The following is a 15,544-nucleotide window of genomic DNA, read 5'->3' on the forward strand; positions in this document are numbered from 1 at the left end:
CCCTTTCACCCAGCTATTCAGACAATATTTCGCTGGAATTTAAACGTTTAATAATGTAGCCATTATGTTTGAAAGTATCAATAATGTGTTGGATGTGCTCTTCACCATTTGTTTCTACCGTTACTTGCAATTCCACTTCATGAAAACGGTCAAGGTTTTTGAACTGATTATGATCAAGTTTAATAACGTTTGCATCTGCATCCGCCAGCATTTGAGATACCGCAACCAATTGACCTGGTTTATCAGGAAGGTTAACGGAGAAGGTAAAGATACGACCACGCAATACGAGACCTTTATTAATCATGGACGATATAGTAAGTACGTCGATATTACCACCGCTGACGATAGCTACCACCTTTTTATCGCGGCACTCTAATTTTTTAAGACCAGCGAGTGGTAAAATACCAGAATTTTCTGCTACTAACTTATGTTTTTCAACAAGCAATAAAAATGCTTCCATCAATTCATAATCAGAAACGGTAATAATTTCATCTACATATTGTTTGATATATTCTAATGTAGTTTCCCCAATTTGGCGTACTGCCGTACCATCTGCAATCGTCGCCACTTCATCGAGAGGTACAGGATGATCAGCCTTTAAGGCAGCTAGGGCACTCGCTGCACCTTCTGGTTCTACACCGATAATCTTAACGCGCGGATTTTTTAATTTTGCAGCAGCCGCAATACCAGATACGATACCACCGCCACCAACAGGAACGAGCAAGATATCTGCATCAGGCAATTCATCAAGAACCTCAAGGGCAATCGTACCTTGCCCTTCGATGACATCTTCATCATTAAACGGATGAACGAACACATAGCCGTGTTCTTTTTGCAACTCCATCGCCTTTTGATAGGCTTCGTCATAAATCTCGCCGAATAGTACAACATCTGCACCGTATTGTTTTGTAGCATTCACCTTGATAAGAGGCGTGTGTTTCGGCATGACAATAGTCGCTTTAATACCAAGACGTTTCGCAGCAAGGGCCACGCCTTGTGCATGATTACCGGCAGACGCAGCGATAACACCGCGCGCCTTTTCCTCTTCTGTTAGTTTTGCAATTTTATTATAAGCTCCACGAACCTTGAAAGAGCCTGTTATTTGCAAGTTTTCTGGCTTGATGTATACATCATTTCCACACTCGTCAGAAAACACATCACTATGAAGTAACTTCGTTTTCACAGTGATTGTGCTCAATCGCTCACGAGCCTCCATAAAATCATATAACTTATACATATACACGGTCTCCTCTAGTTAGTATTAAATGAAAGTCGAGTATTAGTCTTCAAATACTTCGATAGCACCTTGTGCAGCAGAGGATACGTGAAGAGCGTATTTTTTAAGATATCCAGTTACATTGGATTTGAACGGTTTCAATGCAGCTTTACGACGAGCGATTTCATCATCAGATACAGCTAATTCCAATTTACCGTTTGGAATATCGATGTTGATAATATCACCATCTTCAACGATGGCAATGGTACCGCCTGCAGCTGCTTCTGGAGATACGTGTCCGATCGATGCACCACGAGTCGCACCAGAGAAGCGTCCATCTGTCAACAATGCTACATCTTTATCTAGACCCATACCGGCAATCATAGATGTTGGAGTCAACATTTCACGCATACCAGGACCGCCTTTAGGGCCTTCGTAGCGGATAACTACAACATCACCTTTTACAATTTTACCGCCCGTGATAGCTTCAACCGCTTCTTCTTCACTGTTGAATACCTTTGCTGGACCAGAGTGAACAAGCATATCTGCATCTACGGCACCGGCTTTTACAACGGAACCATCTACAGCAAGGTTACCTTTGAGAACCGCGATACCACCAGTTTCATGTACTGGATTATCCCATGGATGAATAACATCTTCATCCACAACATGAGCGGCCGCTGCAATTTCACCTTGTGTTTTAAGAGCAACAGTTTTGCAATCTGTATGAAGGCGACCATTTTCTGCTAAACGTTTCAACACGGCAGATACACCACCTGCAGCGTACAAGTCTTCAATGAAATATACGCCAGATGGAGATAATTTAGATAATTGAGGTGTATTTTGGGCGATGCGATCAAAATCGTCTAAGGATAATGGTACACCTGCTTCATGAGCAATAGCCGGTAAATGAAGCGCCGTATTAGAGGAGCCACCCAAAGCCATATCTAGAGCTACCGCATTTTCAAAGGCTTCACGAGTCATAATATCTTTAGGTCGAAGGTTTGCTTTTAATACCTCTACCGCTTGCATACCCGCTAATTTTGCTAAGCGCAAACGTTCAGAATATACCGCTGGGATTGTACCATTGCCAGGAAGGCCCATACCGAGAGCTTCTGTTAAACAGTTCATTGTATTTGCCGTATACATACCAGAGCAAGAGCCACATGTAGGACATGCCGTATTTTCGATATCGGCTAGCTCAGCATCATCCATTTCACCAGTTTGATGTTTACCTACGGCCTCGAATACGTCGGACAAACCAATCTTTTTACCTTTATGTACACCAGCGAGCATAGCCCCACCAGACACGAATACAGATGGGATATTAAGGCGCGCAGCTGCAATCAACATGCCTGGCACTACCTTATCACAGTTTGGAATGAATACCATCGCATCGAATGGTGTAGCCATAGCAGTAGCTTCGATGGAATCTGCAATGATATTACGTGTAACTAAGGAGTATTTCATGCCGATATGGTTCATTGCCAAACCATCACAAATACCGATAGTATTGAACTCAATTGGCACACCACCTGCGTTGCGGATACCGTCTTTTACGGCTTGTACAATATTTTTCAGGCCTACGTGACCAGGGATGATTTCATTGAAAGAATTGGCAATACCGATGACTGGTCTACCCATTTCTTCATCAACAAAACCTAGAGCTTTTAGTAAAGATCTGTGTGGTGCACGTGCTACGCCTGTTTTCAAATTGTCACTTCTACAACTCATGTTAATCTCCTCACTTTTGAAAGCATCCACTTGGACAGCTTTCACGACGCATAAAAAAAGACGATTCCAATGAATCGTCTTAAAAGTTTACAAATGATATTCCTTTTGTTTACAGAATTCCTATATACATAAATAATCCTATGTACCCCTTGGAAAATATACACATAAGAAACAAACCATATAGTCAAATCTTATTGATTGTATATTAAACCATTCGCGGAACTTCTAAGACAAAAACGTGTTAAGTTGTTGTTCATAATTCGAATGTCATTAATAATCACGACTAGCGCAATAATCAATAAGCTAATGACTAAACCTAACATGTTTCCTCCTAAAATATTCTGTAATATTAATCACGGAATAATAATAACACGTTATATTATCCCGCGCAAGATAATTCACAATAAATTCTATAGATTCATCATAGTTTTTTTATGAAGTTCACCATACCCAAAAACTATAGCAAACCTAGTAAGGTATAAAAAATATAGATATAACAAGAAAAATCCCTCACCGTAGTGAGGGATTAAATATATTATAGGATACCAAAGAGCCACATGCCAAAGGTGCCGCCCCAGAAATGAATGAGGAAGCTCACCACAGAGATAGCAAGGCCTACGCGCCACCACGTACCTTGTGGCACATAGCCAGCACCGAAGAAGATTGGTGTTACACCCGAACTATAATGAGTCAATGTACAGCCAGGACTATTCATCAAACCAAAGAGCAATATCGTAAACGGAATAGGAGCCCCCATCGCCACTAAAATGGCTGCAAAGGCGGAGAACAAAGCCGTAATACGCGCCGTACCACTGGCAAAGAAATACTGAGAGTACACAAAGGTAGCGGAAATGATAAAAGACGCCCAGAACCAATCAAAGCCAGCTAAATGTTGACTTACAAAATCTGCAAACACAGCTACTACACCGAGTTTACCAAGCAACCCAGCCATGCCGACAAGCGTGCCCATCCAGATGAGGATATCCCAACCAGTGCGTTCACCCAAAATATCCTCCCACGTAAGAGAGCCTGTTACAACACACGCCAAAACCCCCATCATCGCAACAACTGTAGGATGAAGCTTAGTCCAAATTGCTGTAGCCCAAAGTAAGATGCAAAGAACAAAAATAATGGCAACAGAAATTTCGGCCTTCGTAATAGGACCAAGAGCATCTAGTTCTTCTTGAGCCATTGCTGCAGCCTCTGGTGTTTCCTTGATTTCTGGTGGATAGATTTTATAAATAAACCAAGGCATCAAAATCATACAAATCACACCAGGAATGACACCGGCTTGGAACCATTCCCACCAAGATATATCATAGCCAAACAGTTTAGCACCTAAAGAAGTAATAAGCAAATTACCGCTACATGCAGTCAAGAAGATCGTTACCGTAATAGTGTTAATAGTATGTGCCGTCGTCATCAAGTACGCCCCAATGCGGCGAGCCGTATTACCATATGGTTCAGAATCAAATGCTAAGGAAATATTTTGTACGATGGGGAATACGATACCACCACCACGCGCCGTATTAGATGGTGTAGCTGGAGAAATAATCAAATCCGTACAAGCCAAAGCATAAGCAAGCTTTAAAGAGCTTGTACCAAAGGAGCGAATCAAGGTGTACGCAATACGCTTACCAAGGCCAGAATTAATAATACCTCGTGAAAAGAATACAGCTGCTACGATAAGCCACACATTCGCCTCAGCATAGCCACCTAGTGCCTGTACCATAGTGATGGAGTTAGTGGCTACGGCTACAACAATACCAAAAAGCGCCATAATGCCCGTTGGCCACGGACGTAAGATAAAGCCCACAATAGTAGCCGTAAAGATAGCTAATAAATGCCAACCTTCAGGCTTGATTGCCTCTGTATGAGGTAAAAACCAAATGACGAGGCCCACTAAAACGGTAAGGGCCGCTCGTGTAAAAGTATTCATAGAACCTCCATTAGGCTTAACAACTTTCCAAGAATTCTTTGATTTTAGGATTTGCTCTTAACGCATCCATTTCTTCAGGGGATAATAACTTTACCTTATCCCGGTCTTGATTTACCAAGCAAAGAAAACCAATATAATCTCCCTTATTAGCACGGAATTGATGAATTGTTTTGCCTGGAATTTCGATAAAATCACCAGCTTCTACATCGTGGATTTCATCACCTAATAAGACCTGCCCCTTACCGCGGAATATCATAACCATATGCGTATGATCGTGATACTCTAAGGTAGAATACCCTCCTGGCAAACATTCAAAATAGCGGAATTGACATGGAATATCATGAGCCCCATCGTATAATACTTGACGTGTTACATCTTTAAAAGGGCTACCATCTTGTTTATACACCAAGGTTTCGATACCATCCCACTTAAAATTTTTAGCATCAAACTTACGTATCATCGTATTACCTCTTTAAACAAAAAAGGGCTGCATCGAAACAAGGTTTCAATACAGCTCCATCGGTTCGATTATTTGAAGAGACGTTTCAAAGTGCCTAGTAATCCATGACTATGTTTTTGTACACCATCTGCAACGCCTGCCACTTCAAAGCCAGTTCGTTCAATGGCTTTTGTAATAACTTCTACAGATGCTTTTGTTGGATCAAAAGAAACTGTAGCAGTCTTTTCTGGCAAATCTACTTCTGCACTTAATACGCCAGGCAAACCTAGAGATGCTCCTTCAACTGTTTCTTTACAGTTGTTGCACATCATCCCCGGTACGGTAAATACCTTTGTTACAACGCCATTATCTTCGCCACAACCACAATCTTTACACATAGTGTTACCTCCTATTAATCGTTAGCTTCTTTATGTTTATCGTCGTTCTTAGCCCCTGCTGTCACATCGATAGTAGTCGCTTTCTTAACGGCTTCTTTCGTTTCATCAACAGCCTTTTTAGGCCCCGAAATAGCATCTTTAAACTCATTGATGCCTTTACCAATAGCTTTACCGACTTCAGGCAATTTACCAGGTCCGAAGATAACTAGAGCAATCACTAATATAACTATTAATTCAGGTGTTCCTATAGACCCCATATGTATCTCCTTTATTTTTACTACTACTTATACTCTTTAGTGTACATCATCATAGGCTGCCTTGTCCACATACCAGGTCATAGCTTCTTGTGAAAGCACCGCTCCAGGCAATACACGACCAATGCGTTTTTCCCAAGGTAAATCCTCGTAATCTTCGCGTTGATACAATACCTTTGTCAAAGCAGTTCGCTTACTTTCACCAGTTACGGTAAACCAAACCGCATCAGATTTTGCTAAGAACGAAAAGGTCATAGAAATACGTTCCCACACCTTTCCATCCTCAACAGCTACCACGTCTTGATCTGTGACACGCAATGCATGAGAACCTGCAAATAGACCGGCTGTATGACCATCTTCGCCAAGATCGAGCAATGCCAAATCTAGGCCACTTTTTTTACAAGCCTTGAGAACATTCTTAACCTCTTTCTCGTATTCCGCTGCCGCTTCTATTACAGTTTTAGAATCTGTATTGATTGGCAAGAAATGAGCCGCCCCTTTCGCCTTACACAACAAATAAGGTTTCACGCGATTGAAGTAATTATCCTCATGAGATTGCGGTAAGAATCGCTCATCAGTCCACACAAAGAATATGCGTTCCCAATTGAGGCGCTCTATATATTCTGGGGAATTAAGCAATTCTAATAAACCATTAATAACAGTCCCGCCCGTAATACCAACAACACACGTTTCAGTGCGATTGATTTCCTCGTTGGTGAAAGTAATAAAATCCTCTGCCAATGCTTGAACTACATCGCTAGGGCTGTCATAACATTTAATTGTATCTTGAGCCATGTAATAATGACCTCCTAAAACTATTTCAATAGTTCTATTATATACACTTTTTCTGTGTAATGAAAGCAAAACCGATGTAACTCAATAGTTGGAGCCACATCGGTTCTAATTATATTTGTATTTACCTATGAATTACAGGAAATTCCATTCCGTATATTCATAAATCAATATTATTGTTGACCAAATTTAGGACGGCGACGCTCTGTGAAAGCACGGACTCCTTCTTTGAAGTCCTCTGAAAGACCTAATGCACATTGGTTTTCTACTTCAAACTTCTTGTACTCTTCCCAACCCGCTAAGAAGCTATTCCACATCATTTCCTTCATAACGCGGTAAGATTGTGCAGGCCCTTTTGCCAATTTCTCAACAAGGCGTCTTGTAGCAGTCTCTAAATCTTCTAATTCACAAACCTTATACACAAAGCCAAGTTCCTTACCCTTTTCAGCAGATACGGCTTCACCGGTCATGACAATATGCATAGCACGATTCATACCAATAGAGCGAGTTAACAAGAATAACCCGCCCGCATCAGGAGCAAGACCTACATTTACGAAGGCTTGAATAAAGCGTACGTTATTAGCAGCCACAACAAAGTCCGCTGCCAAAGCCATATTAAATGCCGCTCCTGCTGCAGCACCTTGAAGGCTCATGATAACAGGTTTTGGTAATTTCTTCATAGCCATAGAAATCTCAGCTACCAGCTCAACAATTTCAAATAAAGACTCAGTATCCCCTTCGTTTACAGCGCGCTCCATCTCTGTTAAATCGCCACCCGCAGAGAATACCTTACCCTCTGCATTAATGAGCAATGCACGCACGCTTTCATCATTATGAGCTTTATCTAAGACCTCAAGGATCTCCTTGCACATCTCGATATTAAAACCATTGGCTACGGTTGGCCGATTAAAGGTCAACGTACCAATACCGTTGTCCACTACGTACTGAATTGTATTATAAATCATATGATTTCTCCTATATGAAAATCTATTTTCGAAAAAATTCGATTATATCTCTATTATAGGAGAATTAAATGTCTGTGTAAATGATAGAATTAAATAATCCTATGAATTAAAACTTAAGATAAATATAATCTAAGTTAAAAACTATATATGATGCAAAAACACCTGCAGACATTGTCTGCAGGTGTAATAACCTGTATTCCAAATATTAACGTTTGGAGAATTGGCTTGCTTTACGGGCTTTTTTAAGACCGTATTTTTTACGTTCTTTCATACGTGGGTCACGAGTCAAGAAACCAGCTTTTTTCAAAGATTGACGAAGTTCGCCATCTACGTCCAATAACGCACGGGAGATACCGTGACGAATTGCACCAGCTTGACCGGAAGGACCGCCACCAGCTACAGTTGCGATAACATCGTATTGTTCAACTGTATTAGTCAAGTTCAAAGGTTGTTTTACGATCAATTCCAAAGTTTGGCGACCGAAATAATCATTAAGTTCACGTTTGTTAACAGTGATTTTACCTGTGCCCGGTACCAGACGAACTCTAGCAACGGAAGATTTTCTACGACCAGTGCCGTAATATTGTGCTACTGCCATTATATATTCCTCCCTCTAGATTATCGTACGGAAATTTCTAATACTTCTGGTTTTTGAGCTGCATGTGGATGCTCAGGACCAGCGTATACGTTTAATTTACGGTATTGTTGTGCACCCAATTTATTTTTTGGAAGCATACCACGAACTGCCATTTCAACAACACGTTCAGGTTGTTTTTCAAGCATCATGGACAATTTAGTGAAACGGGAACCACCTGGGTAACCAGAGTGACGGAAGTATTCCTTTTGTTCCAATTTTTTACCAGTTACGCGAATTTTTTCTGCGTTTACAACAATCACATGGTCACCAGTATCTACGTGTGGTGTGAAAGTTGGTTTATTTTTGCCCCGAAGAACTTTTGCAACTTCGGCAGCAAGGCGTCCTAAAGTTTTACCTTCAGCGTCAACAACATACCATTTCCGTTCGATTGTGTTCGGATTGGCCATATATGTAGTTTTCATGCTGCATATCCTCCTAATAACGTCATAATTCTACCAAAATCAGCTTGTCCTTTGCTTCCGGGGCTAATGGAAACACGACTAAAGCTTACTCAAAATAGTATACAGATTTTGGTTGTCTATGTCAATTGTTTTTTGCACTGTCATAGCCCTTTGACAGTAATATTCATAAAGAAAAAACCACCCAATTCTGAGTGGTTTTCCCAAAAGCGCCAAATTATTTGGAGTACAATTCGACGATAAGTGTTTCGTTAACTTCGATAGGAAGTTCTTCACGTTGAGGAAGACGAGTGAATGTAGCTTTGAAGCCTTCCAAGTCTTTTTCAATGTAAGGAAGTTCGAAAGAACGAAGTTCTTGGAAGTTAGTTTTGAACATTTCGTTGTCACGAGATGCTTCGCGTAATTCGATTACATCGCCTGGTTTGCAGGAGAAGGAAGGAATGTCTACGCGACGACCGTTTACCAAGATGTGGCCATGGTTTACCATTTGACGAGCTTGACGAATGGAGTTACCGAAACCGATGCGATATACAAGGTTATCAAGGCGTTGTTCCAAAAGGATCAACATGTTTTGACCTGTAACACCTTGCATTTTTTTCGCTTTATCATAATAGCGTACGAACTGGCGTTCTAGCAAGTTGTAGTAAGCTTTAACTTTTTGTTTTTCTAATAATTGTGTGCCATACTCAGACATTTTTTTCTGACGTTGGTCTTTTTTGACGCGATTCAAGGCTTTTGCGTGACCGAATACGTTCACACCAAAGCGACGACAAAGTTTGAATCGAGCCTCTCTTCTCGTTGCCATGTGATTATCACCTCATAAGATTAAAATAAACTTGTACCTACACATAATGGTACCCAAGTATAATATCATTTTCATCTACTTATGTCAATTATTGATAATAGTGAAAGTTATTGAAATAAGTGCATAATCACAATTTTTGATTACACTTTTTTACGATAATACTACTCTCTATATCGATTGTGCATGTTTCATCATATTTTATAGATTTAGATGAAAAATCAATTATAGTATGCTACAATATGAATAAGTAAGGTAATAGGTATCATTGGATTCTTATAACTAAATTGGGGGAATAGCATGAAAGAGTTACCTACAATGCAAGAGCTACAAAGTTTTATTACCTATAATAAAACAGGAAGCTTTACATTAGCAGCACAATCTATGAATATTACACAATCAGCTTTCAGCGCTCAAATGAAAAAATTAGAGCGTTTAGTTGGTGTAAAATTAATCTCCCGTTCTACAAGAGGTAGCCGTTTAACACCAGAAGGTGAGTTATTTCTACCAGAAGCAGAACAAGTTCTCGACACATTGGAACGAGCTATCCAATCCATTCGTTTGGCCAGCAAGGTTGAACGACCAATTCTAAACATTGGCGTATTACGTAGTCTCGGGGATATCCGTCTAAATGGTTACGTATCCCACTTCTTCCAAAACCATCCTGAATTCTCTGTCAGTATTTACGACATGGAGGAAGAAGAATTGATGCTCGACTTGCGCGAAAATCGCATCGACATTGCATTACTCTATTTGCCAAACAATAAGGATATGTCCGCATATGAATCCACCGCTCTTAGAGAAGACGAATTTGTATACTATGCACCAAACTTAGTGAACGGTATGGAAACAGCCAGTTTAAAAGCTATCCAGCAACAACCACTGCTCATGTATCCACCTAAATACTTTATGTACCGCACATTAAAAAACTATGTTGGAAACGGTCAGCAAAACCTACATATCCGCGGTAGCCGCCTGTCCAATCCATATACAATGATCGACTATTGTCAAAAGAATAAATCTGGCTGCATTGTAGCACGTCAAATTTTAAGCTCCTTAAATATCAATGATGGCTTTGTACCTTTAGAAAAACCATTCAAACTACAAGTGTGCTTCGCATTTAAGAAGAACAATTCTAAAACAGAAACCATGCATACCTTCATGGATTATGTACAAAGCGAATCACCACCACGTTTATAAAAAATAACAAAACCTCGTATACTTTTTTAGGTGTACGGGGTTTTGTTATTTTCACAACACGACTCAATTCCATCACTACTAAAATCTATATTTAAGTAAATTTTCTCTTTCATTCTAAACGATTAATAGTCTAAGGGTATAAAATAATTGCTCTCTTCTAACTCAGGTTGTACAATAGAGAATAGATTTCAATTAATACAGTAAGAATACAGTGAGGTTACTATGCTCTTATCTATTCTCTTCTTTATATTGGCAGGACTTGCGGAAATCGGTGGTGGCTATCTCGTATGGCTCTATATGCGCGATGACAAAGGACCGATTTACCTGATCGCAGGTGCATTTATATTATTTTTATACGGTATTATCCCTACCTTTCAACCAGAAGCTAGTTTTGGTAAAGTTTACGCCGCCTATGGCGGTGTATTCATTGCCCTCTCTATTCTCTGGGGCTGGCTTGTGGACGGCTTGCGACCAGACATGTACGACATCATCGGTGGTATCGTATGTCTTGTAGGTGTATATATCATCATGTACGCACCGCGATAATTTTACATACTAAAAAACGGCTATCCGAAGATAACCGTTTACTTTGGTGGACGATGACAGGATCGAACTGCCGACATCCTGCTTGTAAGGCAGGCGCTCTCCCAGCTGAGCTAATCGTCCATGTGGTGACCCGTCCGGGAATCGAACCCGGGATACCGCCGTGAAAGGGCGGTGTCTTAACCGCTTGACCAACGGGCCAATAAAAATGGCTCCTCGAGTAGGACTCGAACCTACGACCGATCGGTTAACAGCCGATTGCTCTACCGACTGAGCTATCGAGGAATGTTTATGGAGCGGGAAACGAGATTCGAACTCGCGACCCCCGCCTTGGCAAGGCGGTGCTCTACCGCTGAGCTATTCCCGCAAATGGTGGACGATGACAGGATCGAACTGCCGACATCCTGCTTGTAAGGCAGGCGCTCTCCCAGCTGAGCTAATCGTCCATATGTGGTGACCCGTCCGGGAATCGAACCCGGGATACCGCCGTGAAAGGGCGGTGTCTTAACCGCTTGACCAACGGGCCAGAAATGGTGACTCACCCGCGACTCGAACGCGGGACACCCTGATTAAAAGTCAGGTGCTCTGCCAACTGAGCTAGTGAGTCAAATGGCTCCTCGAGTAGGACTCGAACCTACGACCGATCGGTTAACAGCCGATTGCTCTACCGACTGAGCTATCGAGGAATGTATGGAGCGGGAAACGAGATTCGAACTCGCGACCCCCGCCTTGGCAAGGCGGTGCTCTACCGCTGAGCTATTCCCGCATACAGAACCGATAATTACTATAACATAATTATCAATCTGTCGTCAAGGATAAATTAAGTCCGTCCTGACTGCCATATAATAATATCAATTTACACATATAGTGTCAATGGTTTTTCCATAAAATGCTAGTAAATATTGGTTTAAAGACCATCGCCCACATAAGAAAAATGGAGATGGTACAATCCCCTTTAAAACGGGTTATTCTTTATTCTTTTGTCTACCTTTACCGGCTCCATCTTCGGCTACACTCACCTCTGCTTCAACGAAGGTTTTCATGTCATTTAGCATATACATAGATGCATTGATAACAGATAGGCCCATGGTAGAACCTAAGGCTTCATCGATTAGCAATTTATAGTCTAAATAAGGCTTTACCCCTAAGAAGCGACATTGTTTTTTATGTATTGGCGCATCATGTATAGGCTCATCATAGGCAGCCGACGGGAACACATAGTCCTTAACTAGCGGTTCAATGGTAACCGCCGCTAAAACAGCTGCACCAGTTACTATATTATCAAAGACTACAGCCATGCGATGGCTAGCAGCTCCTAAGATAAAGGCCGTTAAAAATGCAATATCTAAACCACCCGCTATGTGAAGCAAGTGCAATACCGCATCACGGCGCTCACTTTCACTAATAGTAGACCAATCATCAACAGCAATCTTGAATGGATCTACAAAGGAATGAATATGAGCAGCACGTTCATCCACTGTAGGCCCCCATTCATTGTGTACGAGAATATCATTGTAGGCACAGCCTGTAATAGTAGCTGTCGTTACGAGAGAATCTAAAAAAGCTCTCTCCCCTATGTTACCAATCGCCACCACTTGTAATCCATCTGCATGTAATTTATCTGCATAGGCAAAACCTAGCTCAAGAGCACGGTCTAATTCATCTCGAGAAATAACAGGTTCTACACCAAAGAAATGGGACCCCTTCCGAATCACCTGTTGCTCAATATTTGCTAAATCAGAAGTGTCTTGTTCTAGACCTATATTCACCACATGTACAACAGCATTTAATTTAGCTGCAGCCCCTTGTGTAGCTGTTGTTCCCTCATTAAAGCGTTTTATGGCAGCATAACTTTCACTACCATGTTGATCATTTTGCGGTCCATCTACCAAGTGATCAGCTGCCACAACGAGCACACCTTGACGCAAATGATTTGGTTTAGGGTCTCTTAAAATTCCTGCAAAACGCTCCGCTATAGTTTCTAACGTAGCCAAGCTATAGATAGGCTTTGTCAGATTATCAATACGGAATCGACATGTTTCCATTGCTTGTGTATCTAACGGCTCAATTTTGAAAGTTCTCATTTATTACCTCCTGTAATAGCCATATACATATGCACCGCAAGATCTAGCATCCCCATTTGTATCGAACTGCCAGAGGCCTCACCCAAACAAAGTCCCAAGTCTACATACGCTTCTAAGCCTAGGTTTTCTAAGGAGGACTTCGCCGCCTTCTCTGCAGACAAATGAGATGCCATCACATAATCCATCGCTTTTGGAGCCAACGTTTTAGCCACCAATGCACAAGCCGATGTATTAAATCCATCAATAATAACTAACCCATGATTTGCTGCAGCGCCTAAGATAACACCAACAATACAAGCAAATTCAAAACCGCCTACAGACGATAAAATACCAAGAGCATCATCCTTACTAATATCCTTATATTTTTCTAGCACATCATGAACGATCCGCTGTTTTAGTTTGAGGCGTTCATCGGAAATATTCGTTCCTCGTCCCGTCGCCTCTTCCGCTGTAAGTCCTGCAAACTTAGCGGTCATAAGAGCACTAGCTGTCGTATTCGATATGCCCATTTCACCTACCAAAAATACGTTGAAGCCTTCATCGATTTTTTCTTTTACTAGACGAATCCCTGTTTCGATGCCCTCCACGGCTTGTTCGCGCGTCATAGCCGGCTCTTCTACAAAGTTTTTTGTACCCATCCCCAGTTTATGACTTCGAAGACCTGGAACCCAACTCATATCCGCATCAATCCCCATGTCGATAACTTCCATTTGGGCCCCACAATAATTAGCTAGGGAGTTAGCACCCGCCCCTTTGGGGATTAGATAATTTTGTGTCATCCCAACAGTTGTTTCCTTAGGATACGCACTGACACCCATATCAGCTACGCCATGATCCGCAGAAGCAATAATCATGCATGGTTTTGGCACGGTTACCTGCTCTTGATTCGTAGCCGCCCCGTATTGAGCCACAACATCTACAAGACGACCATATAGTTCCACCGGCGATTCTGCATTCCAGCTATTAAATATATGTTGTTCAATCTTTAAGCTGCGACCTGTAATAGCGCCACAAGTTTCTTGTAACAAACTCATAAAAGCTCCCTTAACATAATATATTTACATACTCATATCGATATATAGTATACACGATTCTAGCTATATGTCATGTTTTTTCAGTTACATTTATACTCTTATAGGATACAAAACTACGCAAATTTAATTATCCTTGATTTAACCAGTTAAATACGGTAACTTTCCTCGAATCTCGCGACTTCGTTCAAGATAGCTTTCTAATTCTTGACCGTCATCCTCTTGTAAAAGTATCTCTTTTACACGTTGAATTTCTGCTTCAACTTGTGTAAGACCTTCGATGACATTACGACGATTTCCATAGATAATTTCACGCCACATAGATGGTAATCCACCTGCAACACGGGTACAATCACGGAACCCACCAGCAGATAATTTCATGCGTAATTCGCCCAATTCACCACCGCCAGAAACTTGTGTCACAATGGACGCCAACAAATGAGGCATATGACTAACCATCGCAAGATATGCATCATGGGCATAGATATCGACAAATTCAATACGAGACCCTAAGGCACGACCCATTTCAGCTAATTCTTGAGCTACTTCTTCACTATATACATCAGATGCCTTATCTTCTAACACGATCCAGCCCATACCTTTGAATAGGTTTTTATGAGATACTTCATACCCACCCTTTTCGGATCCTGCCATAGGATGGACAGATACAAAAACGGTCCCCTTAGGAATCGATTCATAAACGGCTCGTACAAAATTTTCCTTCGCACTAGATACATCGGTTACGACTTGTCCCGGTCTAAATAGATGAGCCGTTTCAGTAAAAAGTCGTGCATTTGTATCAGGTGGCAAGGAGAACACAACGATATCTGAGTTCTTAATCAATGGCTCAACTTCAGTCCACGCAGCTTTTACCACACCATCTTGAATGGCCGCATCACAGACCTCTTGACGACGTGCATAGCCTACTACCTCATAATCTGTATATTCCTTTAGAGCCTTTGCCAAGGATCCACCTAATAGGCCTAAGCCAATAATGCCTACTGTCTTGCTCATATAAACCTACTTTCAAGTAAAACTAGCAATGTCTATTCTCCAATATAATGCTAGTTATATTACATTATTATTTAGCT

Annotated in this window: 16 protein-coding genes and 9 tRNA genes; 2 read left to right on the forward strand and 23 right to left on the reverse strand. The window is 41.3% G+C overall.

Features of this window, described 5'->3' with window-relative positions; all coding sequences use genetic code 11:
• Positions 1–13: 13 nt before the first annotated feature.
• From ilvA to rpsD, 11 genes are all read right to left on the reverse strand, one after another.
• The gene (ilvA, locus tag ACMKPP_RS09495) at positions 14–1,237 is read right to left on the reverse strand and encodes a threonine ammonia-lyase (RefSeq protein WP_004696872.1); all 1,224 of its coding nucleotides are present in this window, start codon (positions 1,235–1,237) and stop codon (positions 14–16) included.
• A 42-nt stretch (positions 1,238–1,279) separates the two neighbouring features.
• The gene (gene ilvD, locus ACMKPP_RS09500; RefSeq protein WP_004695202.1) at positions 1,280–2,950 is read right to left on the reverse strand and encodes a dihydroxy-acid dehydratase; all 1,671 of its coding nucleotides are present in this window, start codon (positions 2,948–2,950) and stop codon (positions 1,280–1,282) included.
• A gap of 535 nt (positions 2,951–3,485) precedes the next feature.
• The gene (locus ACMKPP_RS09505) at positions 3,486–4,889 is read right to left on the reverse strand and encodes a DASS family sodium-coupled anion symporter (protein WP_418369646.1); all 1,404 of its coding nucleotides are present in this window, start codon (positions 4,887–4,889) and stop codon (positions 3,486–3,488) included.
• A 16-nt stretch (positions 4,890–4,905) separates the two neighbouring features.
• Positions 4,906–5,349: a cupin domain-containing protein gene (locus ACMKPP_RS09510; RefSeq protein WP_418369647.1), complete on the reverse strand. Its 444-nt coding sequence runs from the start codon at positions 5,347–5,349 to the stop codon at positions 4,906–4,908.
• 68 nt (positions 5,350–5,417) lie between these two features.
• A complete protein-coding gene (locus ACMKPP_RS09515) occupies positions 5,418–5,726 on the reverse strand; it encodes a heavy-metal-associated domain-containing protein (protein ID WP_021148497.1) in 309 nt (102 codons plus the stop codon).
• Between the two features lie 14 nt (positions 5,727–5,740).
• The gene (locus ACMKPP_RS09520) at positions 5,741–5,983 is read right to left on the reverse strand and encodes a Sec-independent protein translocase subunit TatA/TatB (RefSeq protein ID WP_004695192.1); all 243 of its coding nucleotides are present in this window, start codon (positions 5,981–5,983) and stop codon (positions 5,741–5,743) included.
• A gap of 36 nt (positions 5,984–6,019) precedes the next feature.
• Entirely contained in the window at positions 6,020–6,775 is a 756-nt protein-coding gene (gene pgl, locus ACMKPP_RS09525; RefSeq protein WP_418369648.1) for a 6-phosphogluconolactonase, read from the reverse strand.
• A gap of 170 nt (positions 6,776–6,945) precedes the next feature.
• The gene (gene fabM, locus ACMKPP_RS09530) at positions 6,946–7,737 is read right to left on the reverse strand and encodes a trans-2-decenoyl-ACP isomerase (RefSeq protein ID WP_004695189.1); all 792 of its coding nucleotides are present in this window, start codon (positions 7,735–7,737) and stop codon (positions 6,946–6,948) included.
• 205 nt (positions 7,738–7,942) lie between these two features.
• Positions 7,943–8,335, reverse strand: a complete 393-nt coding sequence (gene rpsI, locus ACMKPP_RS09535; protein ID WP_004695188.1) for a 30S ribosomal protein S9 — start codon at positions 8,333–8,335, stop codon at positions 7,943–7,945.
• A 20-nt stretch (positions 8,336–8,355) separates the two neighbouring features.
• A complete protein-coding gene (rplM, locus tag ACMKPP_RS09540) occupies positions 8,356–8,796 on the reverse strand; it encodes a 50S ribosomal protein L13 (protein WP_004695186.1) in 441 nt (146 codons plus the stop codon).
• Positions 8,797–9,010: 214 nt separating this feature from the next.
• On the reverse strand, positions 9,011–9,598 hold the full coding sequence (gene rpsD / locus ACMKPP_RS09545; RefSeq protein ID WP_004695181.1) for a 30S ribosomal protein S4: 588 nt from the start codon (positions 9,596–9,598) through the stop codon (positions 9,011–9,013).
• Between the two features lie 297 nt (positions 9,599–9,895).
• Between rpsD and ACMKPP_RS09550 the strand changes: the two genes are divergently transcribed.
• Together ACMKPP_RS09550 and ACMKPP_RS09555 are read left to right on the forward strand one after the other, a co-directional pair.
• Positions 9,896–10,795: a LysR family transcriptional regulator gene (locus ACMKPP_RS09550; RefSeq protein WP_004695178.1), complete on the forward strand. Its 900-nt coding sequence runs from the start codon at positions 9,896–9,898 to the stop codon at positions 10,793–10,795.
• 222 nt (positions 10,796–11,017) lie between these two features.
• On the forward strand, positions 11,018–11,341 hold the full coding sequence (locus tag ACMKPP_RS09555) for a YnfA family protein (RefSeq protein ID WP_008602538.1): 324 nt from the start codon (positions 11,018–11,020) through the stop codon (positions 11,339–11,341).
• 44 nt (positions 11,342–11,385) lie between these two features.
• On the opposite strand, the gene ACMKPP_RS09560 is transcribed toward ACMKPP_RS09555, so the two are convergent.
• The 12 genes from ACMKPP_RS09560 to ACMKPP_RS09615 all read right to left on the reverse strand — a co-directional run bounded on the left by ACMKPP_RS09560 (position 11,386) and on the right by ACMKPP_RS09615 (position 15,467).
• A tRNA-Val gene (locus ACMKPP_RS09560) sits at positions 11,386–11,461 on the reverse strand.
• Between the two features lie 3 nt (positions 11,462–11,464).
• Positions 11,465–11,539: transfer RNA gene (locus tag ACMKPP_RS09565), tRNA-Glu, on the reverse strand.
• Between the two features lie 8 nt (positions 11,540–11,547).
• Positions 11,548–11,623, reverse strand: a tRNA-Asn gene (locus ACMKPP_RS09570).
• Between the two features lie 7 nt (positions 11,624–11,630).
• Positions 11,631–11,705, reverse strand: a tRNA-Gly gene (locus tag ACMKPP_RS09575).
• Between the two features lie 3 nt (positions 11,706–11,708).
• Positions 11,709–11,784: transfer RNA gene (locus tag ACMKPP_RS09580), tRNA-Val, on the reverse strand.
• Between the two features lie 5 nt (positions 11,785–11,789).
• Positions 11,790–11,864: transfer RNA gene (locus tag ACMKPP_RS09585), tRNA-Glu, on the reverse strand.
• 5 nt (positions 11,865–11,869) lie between these two features.
• Positions 11,870–11,945: transfer RNA gene (locus tag ACMKPP_RS09590), tRNA-Lys, on the reverse strand.
• Positions 11,946–11,948: 3 nt separating this feature from the next.
• Positions 11,949–12,024, reverse strand: a tRNA-Asn gene (locus tag ACMKPP_RS09595).
• Between the two features lie 5 nt (positions 12,025–12,029).
• Positions 12,030–12,104, reverse strand: a tRNA-Gly gene (locus ACMKPP_RS09600).
• 199 nt (positions 12,105–12,303) lie between these two features.
• A complete protein-coding gene (locus ACMKPP_RS09605) occupies positions 12,304–13,422 on the reverse strand; it encodes a nicotinate-nucleotide--dimethylbenzimidazole phosphoribosyltransferase (protein ID WP_418369649.1) in 1,119 nt (372 codons plus the stop codon).
• Positions 13,419–14,456, reverse strand: coding sequence for a nicotinate-nucleotide--dimethylbenzimidazole phosphoribosyltransferase (gene cobT / locus ACMKPP_RS09610; protein WP_302498864.1), 1,038 nt, complete (start codon positions 14,454–14,456; stop codon positions 13,419–13,421). Before cobT ends, ACMKPP_RS09605 begins: the two co-directional genes overlap by 4 nt.
• A 138-nt stretch (positions 14,457–14,594) precedes the next feature.
• Positions 14,595–15,467, reverse strand: a complete 873-nt coding sequence (locus ACMKPP_RS09615; protein WP_418369650.1) for a prephenate dehydrogenase — start codon at positions 15,465–15,467, stop codon at positions 14,595–14,597.
• Positions 15,468–15,544 lie beyond the last annotated feature (77 nt).

The sequence above is a fragment of the Veillonella parvula genome (assembly GCF_048309325.1).
In the GTDB taxonomy this organism is placed as follows: domain Bacteria; phylum Bacillota; class Negativicutes; order Veillonellales; family Veillonellaceae; genus Veillonella; species Veillonella parvula_T.

What these genes read in the sequence shown, in the direction of transcription:
- ilvA (WP_004696872.1), bottom strand. Translation starts at nt 1,237, where the DNA reads ATGTATAAGTTATATGATTTTATGGAGGCTCGTGAGCGATTGAGCACA.
- ilvD (WP_004695202.1), bottom strand. Translation starts at nt 2,950, where the DNA reads ATGAGTTGTAGAAGTGACAATTTGAAAACAGGCGTAGCACGTGCACCA.
- ACMKPP_RS09505 (WP_418369646.1), bottom strand. Translation starts at nt 4,889, where the DNA reads ATGAATACTTTTACACGAGCGGCCCTTACCGTTTTAGTGGGCCTCGTC.
- ACMKPP_RS09510 (WP_418369647.1), bottom strand. Translation starts at nt 5,349, where the DNA reads ATGATACGTAAGTTTGATGCTAAAAATTTTAAGTGGGATGGTATCGAA.
- ACMKPP_RS09515 (WP_021148497.1), bottom strand. Translation starts at nt 5,726, where the DNA reads ATGTGTAAAGATTGTGGTTGTGGCGAAGATAATGGCGTTGTAACAAAG.
- ACMKPP_RS09520 (WP_004695192.1), bottom strand. Translation starts at nt 5,983, where the DNA reads ATGGGGTCTATAGGAACACCTGAATTAATAGTTATATTAGTGATTGCT.
- pgl (WP_418369648.1), bottom strand. Translation starts at nt 6,775, where the DNA reads ATGGCTCAAGATACAATTAAATGTTATGACAGCCCTAGCGATGTAGTT.
- fabM (WP_004695189.1), bottom strand. Translation starts at nt 7,737, where the DNA reads ATGATTTATAATACAATTCAGTACGTAGTGGACAACGGTATTGGTACG.
- rpsI (WP_004695188.1), bottom strand. Translation starts at nt 8,335, where the DNA reads ATGGCAGTAGCACAATATTACGGCACTGGTCGTAGAAAATCTTCCGTT.
- rplM (WP_004695186.1), bottom strand. Translation starts at nt 8,796, where the DNA reads ATGAAAACTACATATATGGCCAATCCGAACACAATCGAACGGAAATGG.
- rpsD (WP_004695181.1), bottom strand. Translation starts at nt 9,598, where the DNA reads ATGGCAACGAGAAGAGAGGCTCGATTCAAACTTTGTCGTCGCTTTGGT.
- ACMKPP_RS09550 (WP_004695178.1), top strand. Translation starts at nt 9,896, where the DNA reads ATGAAAGAGTTACCTACAATGCAAGAGCTACAAAGTTTTATTACCTAT.
- ACMKPP_RS09555 (WP_008602538.1), top strand. Translation starts at nt 11,018, where the DNA reads ATGCTCTTATCTATTCTCTTCTTTATATTGGCAGGACTTGCGGAAATC.
- ACMKPP_RS09605 (WP_418369649.1), bottom strand. Translation starts at nt 13,422, where the DNA reads ATGAGAACTTTCAAAATTGAGCCGTTAGATACACAAGCAATGGAAACA.
- cobT (WP_302498864.1), bottom strand. Translation starts at nt 14,456, where the DNA reads ATGAGTTTGTTACAAGAAACTTGTGGCGCTATTACAGGTCGCAGCTTA.
- ACMKPP_RS09615 (WP_418369650.1), bottom strand. Translation starts at nt 15,467, where the DNA reads ATGAGCAAGACAGTAGGCATTATTGGCTTAGGCCTATTAGGTGGATCC.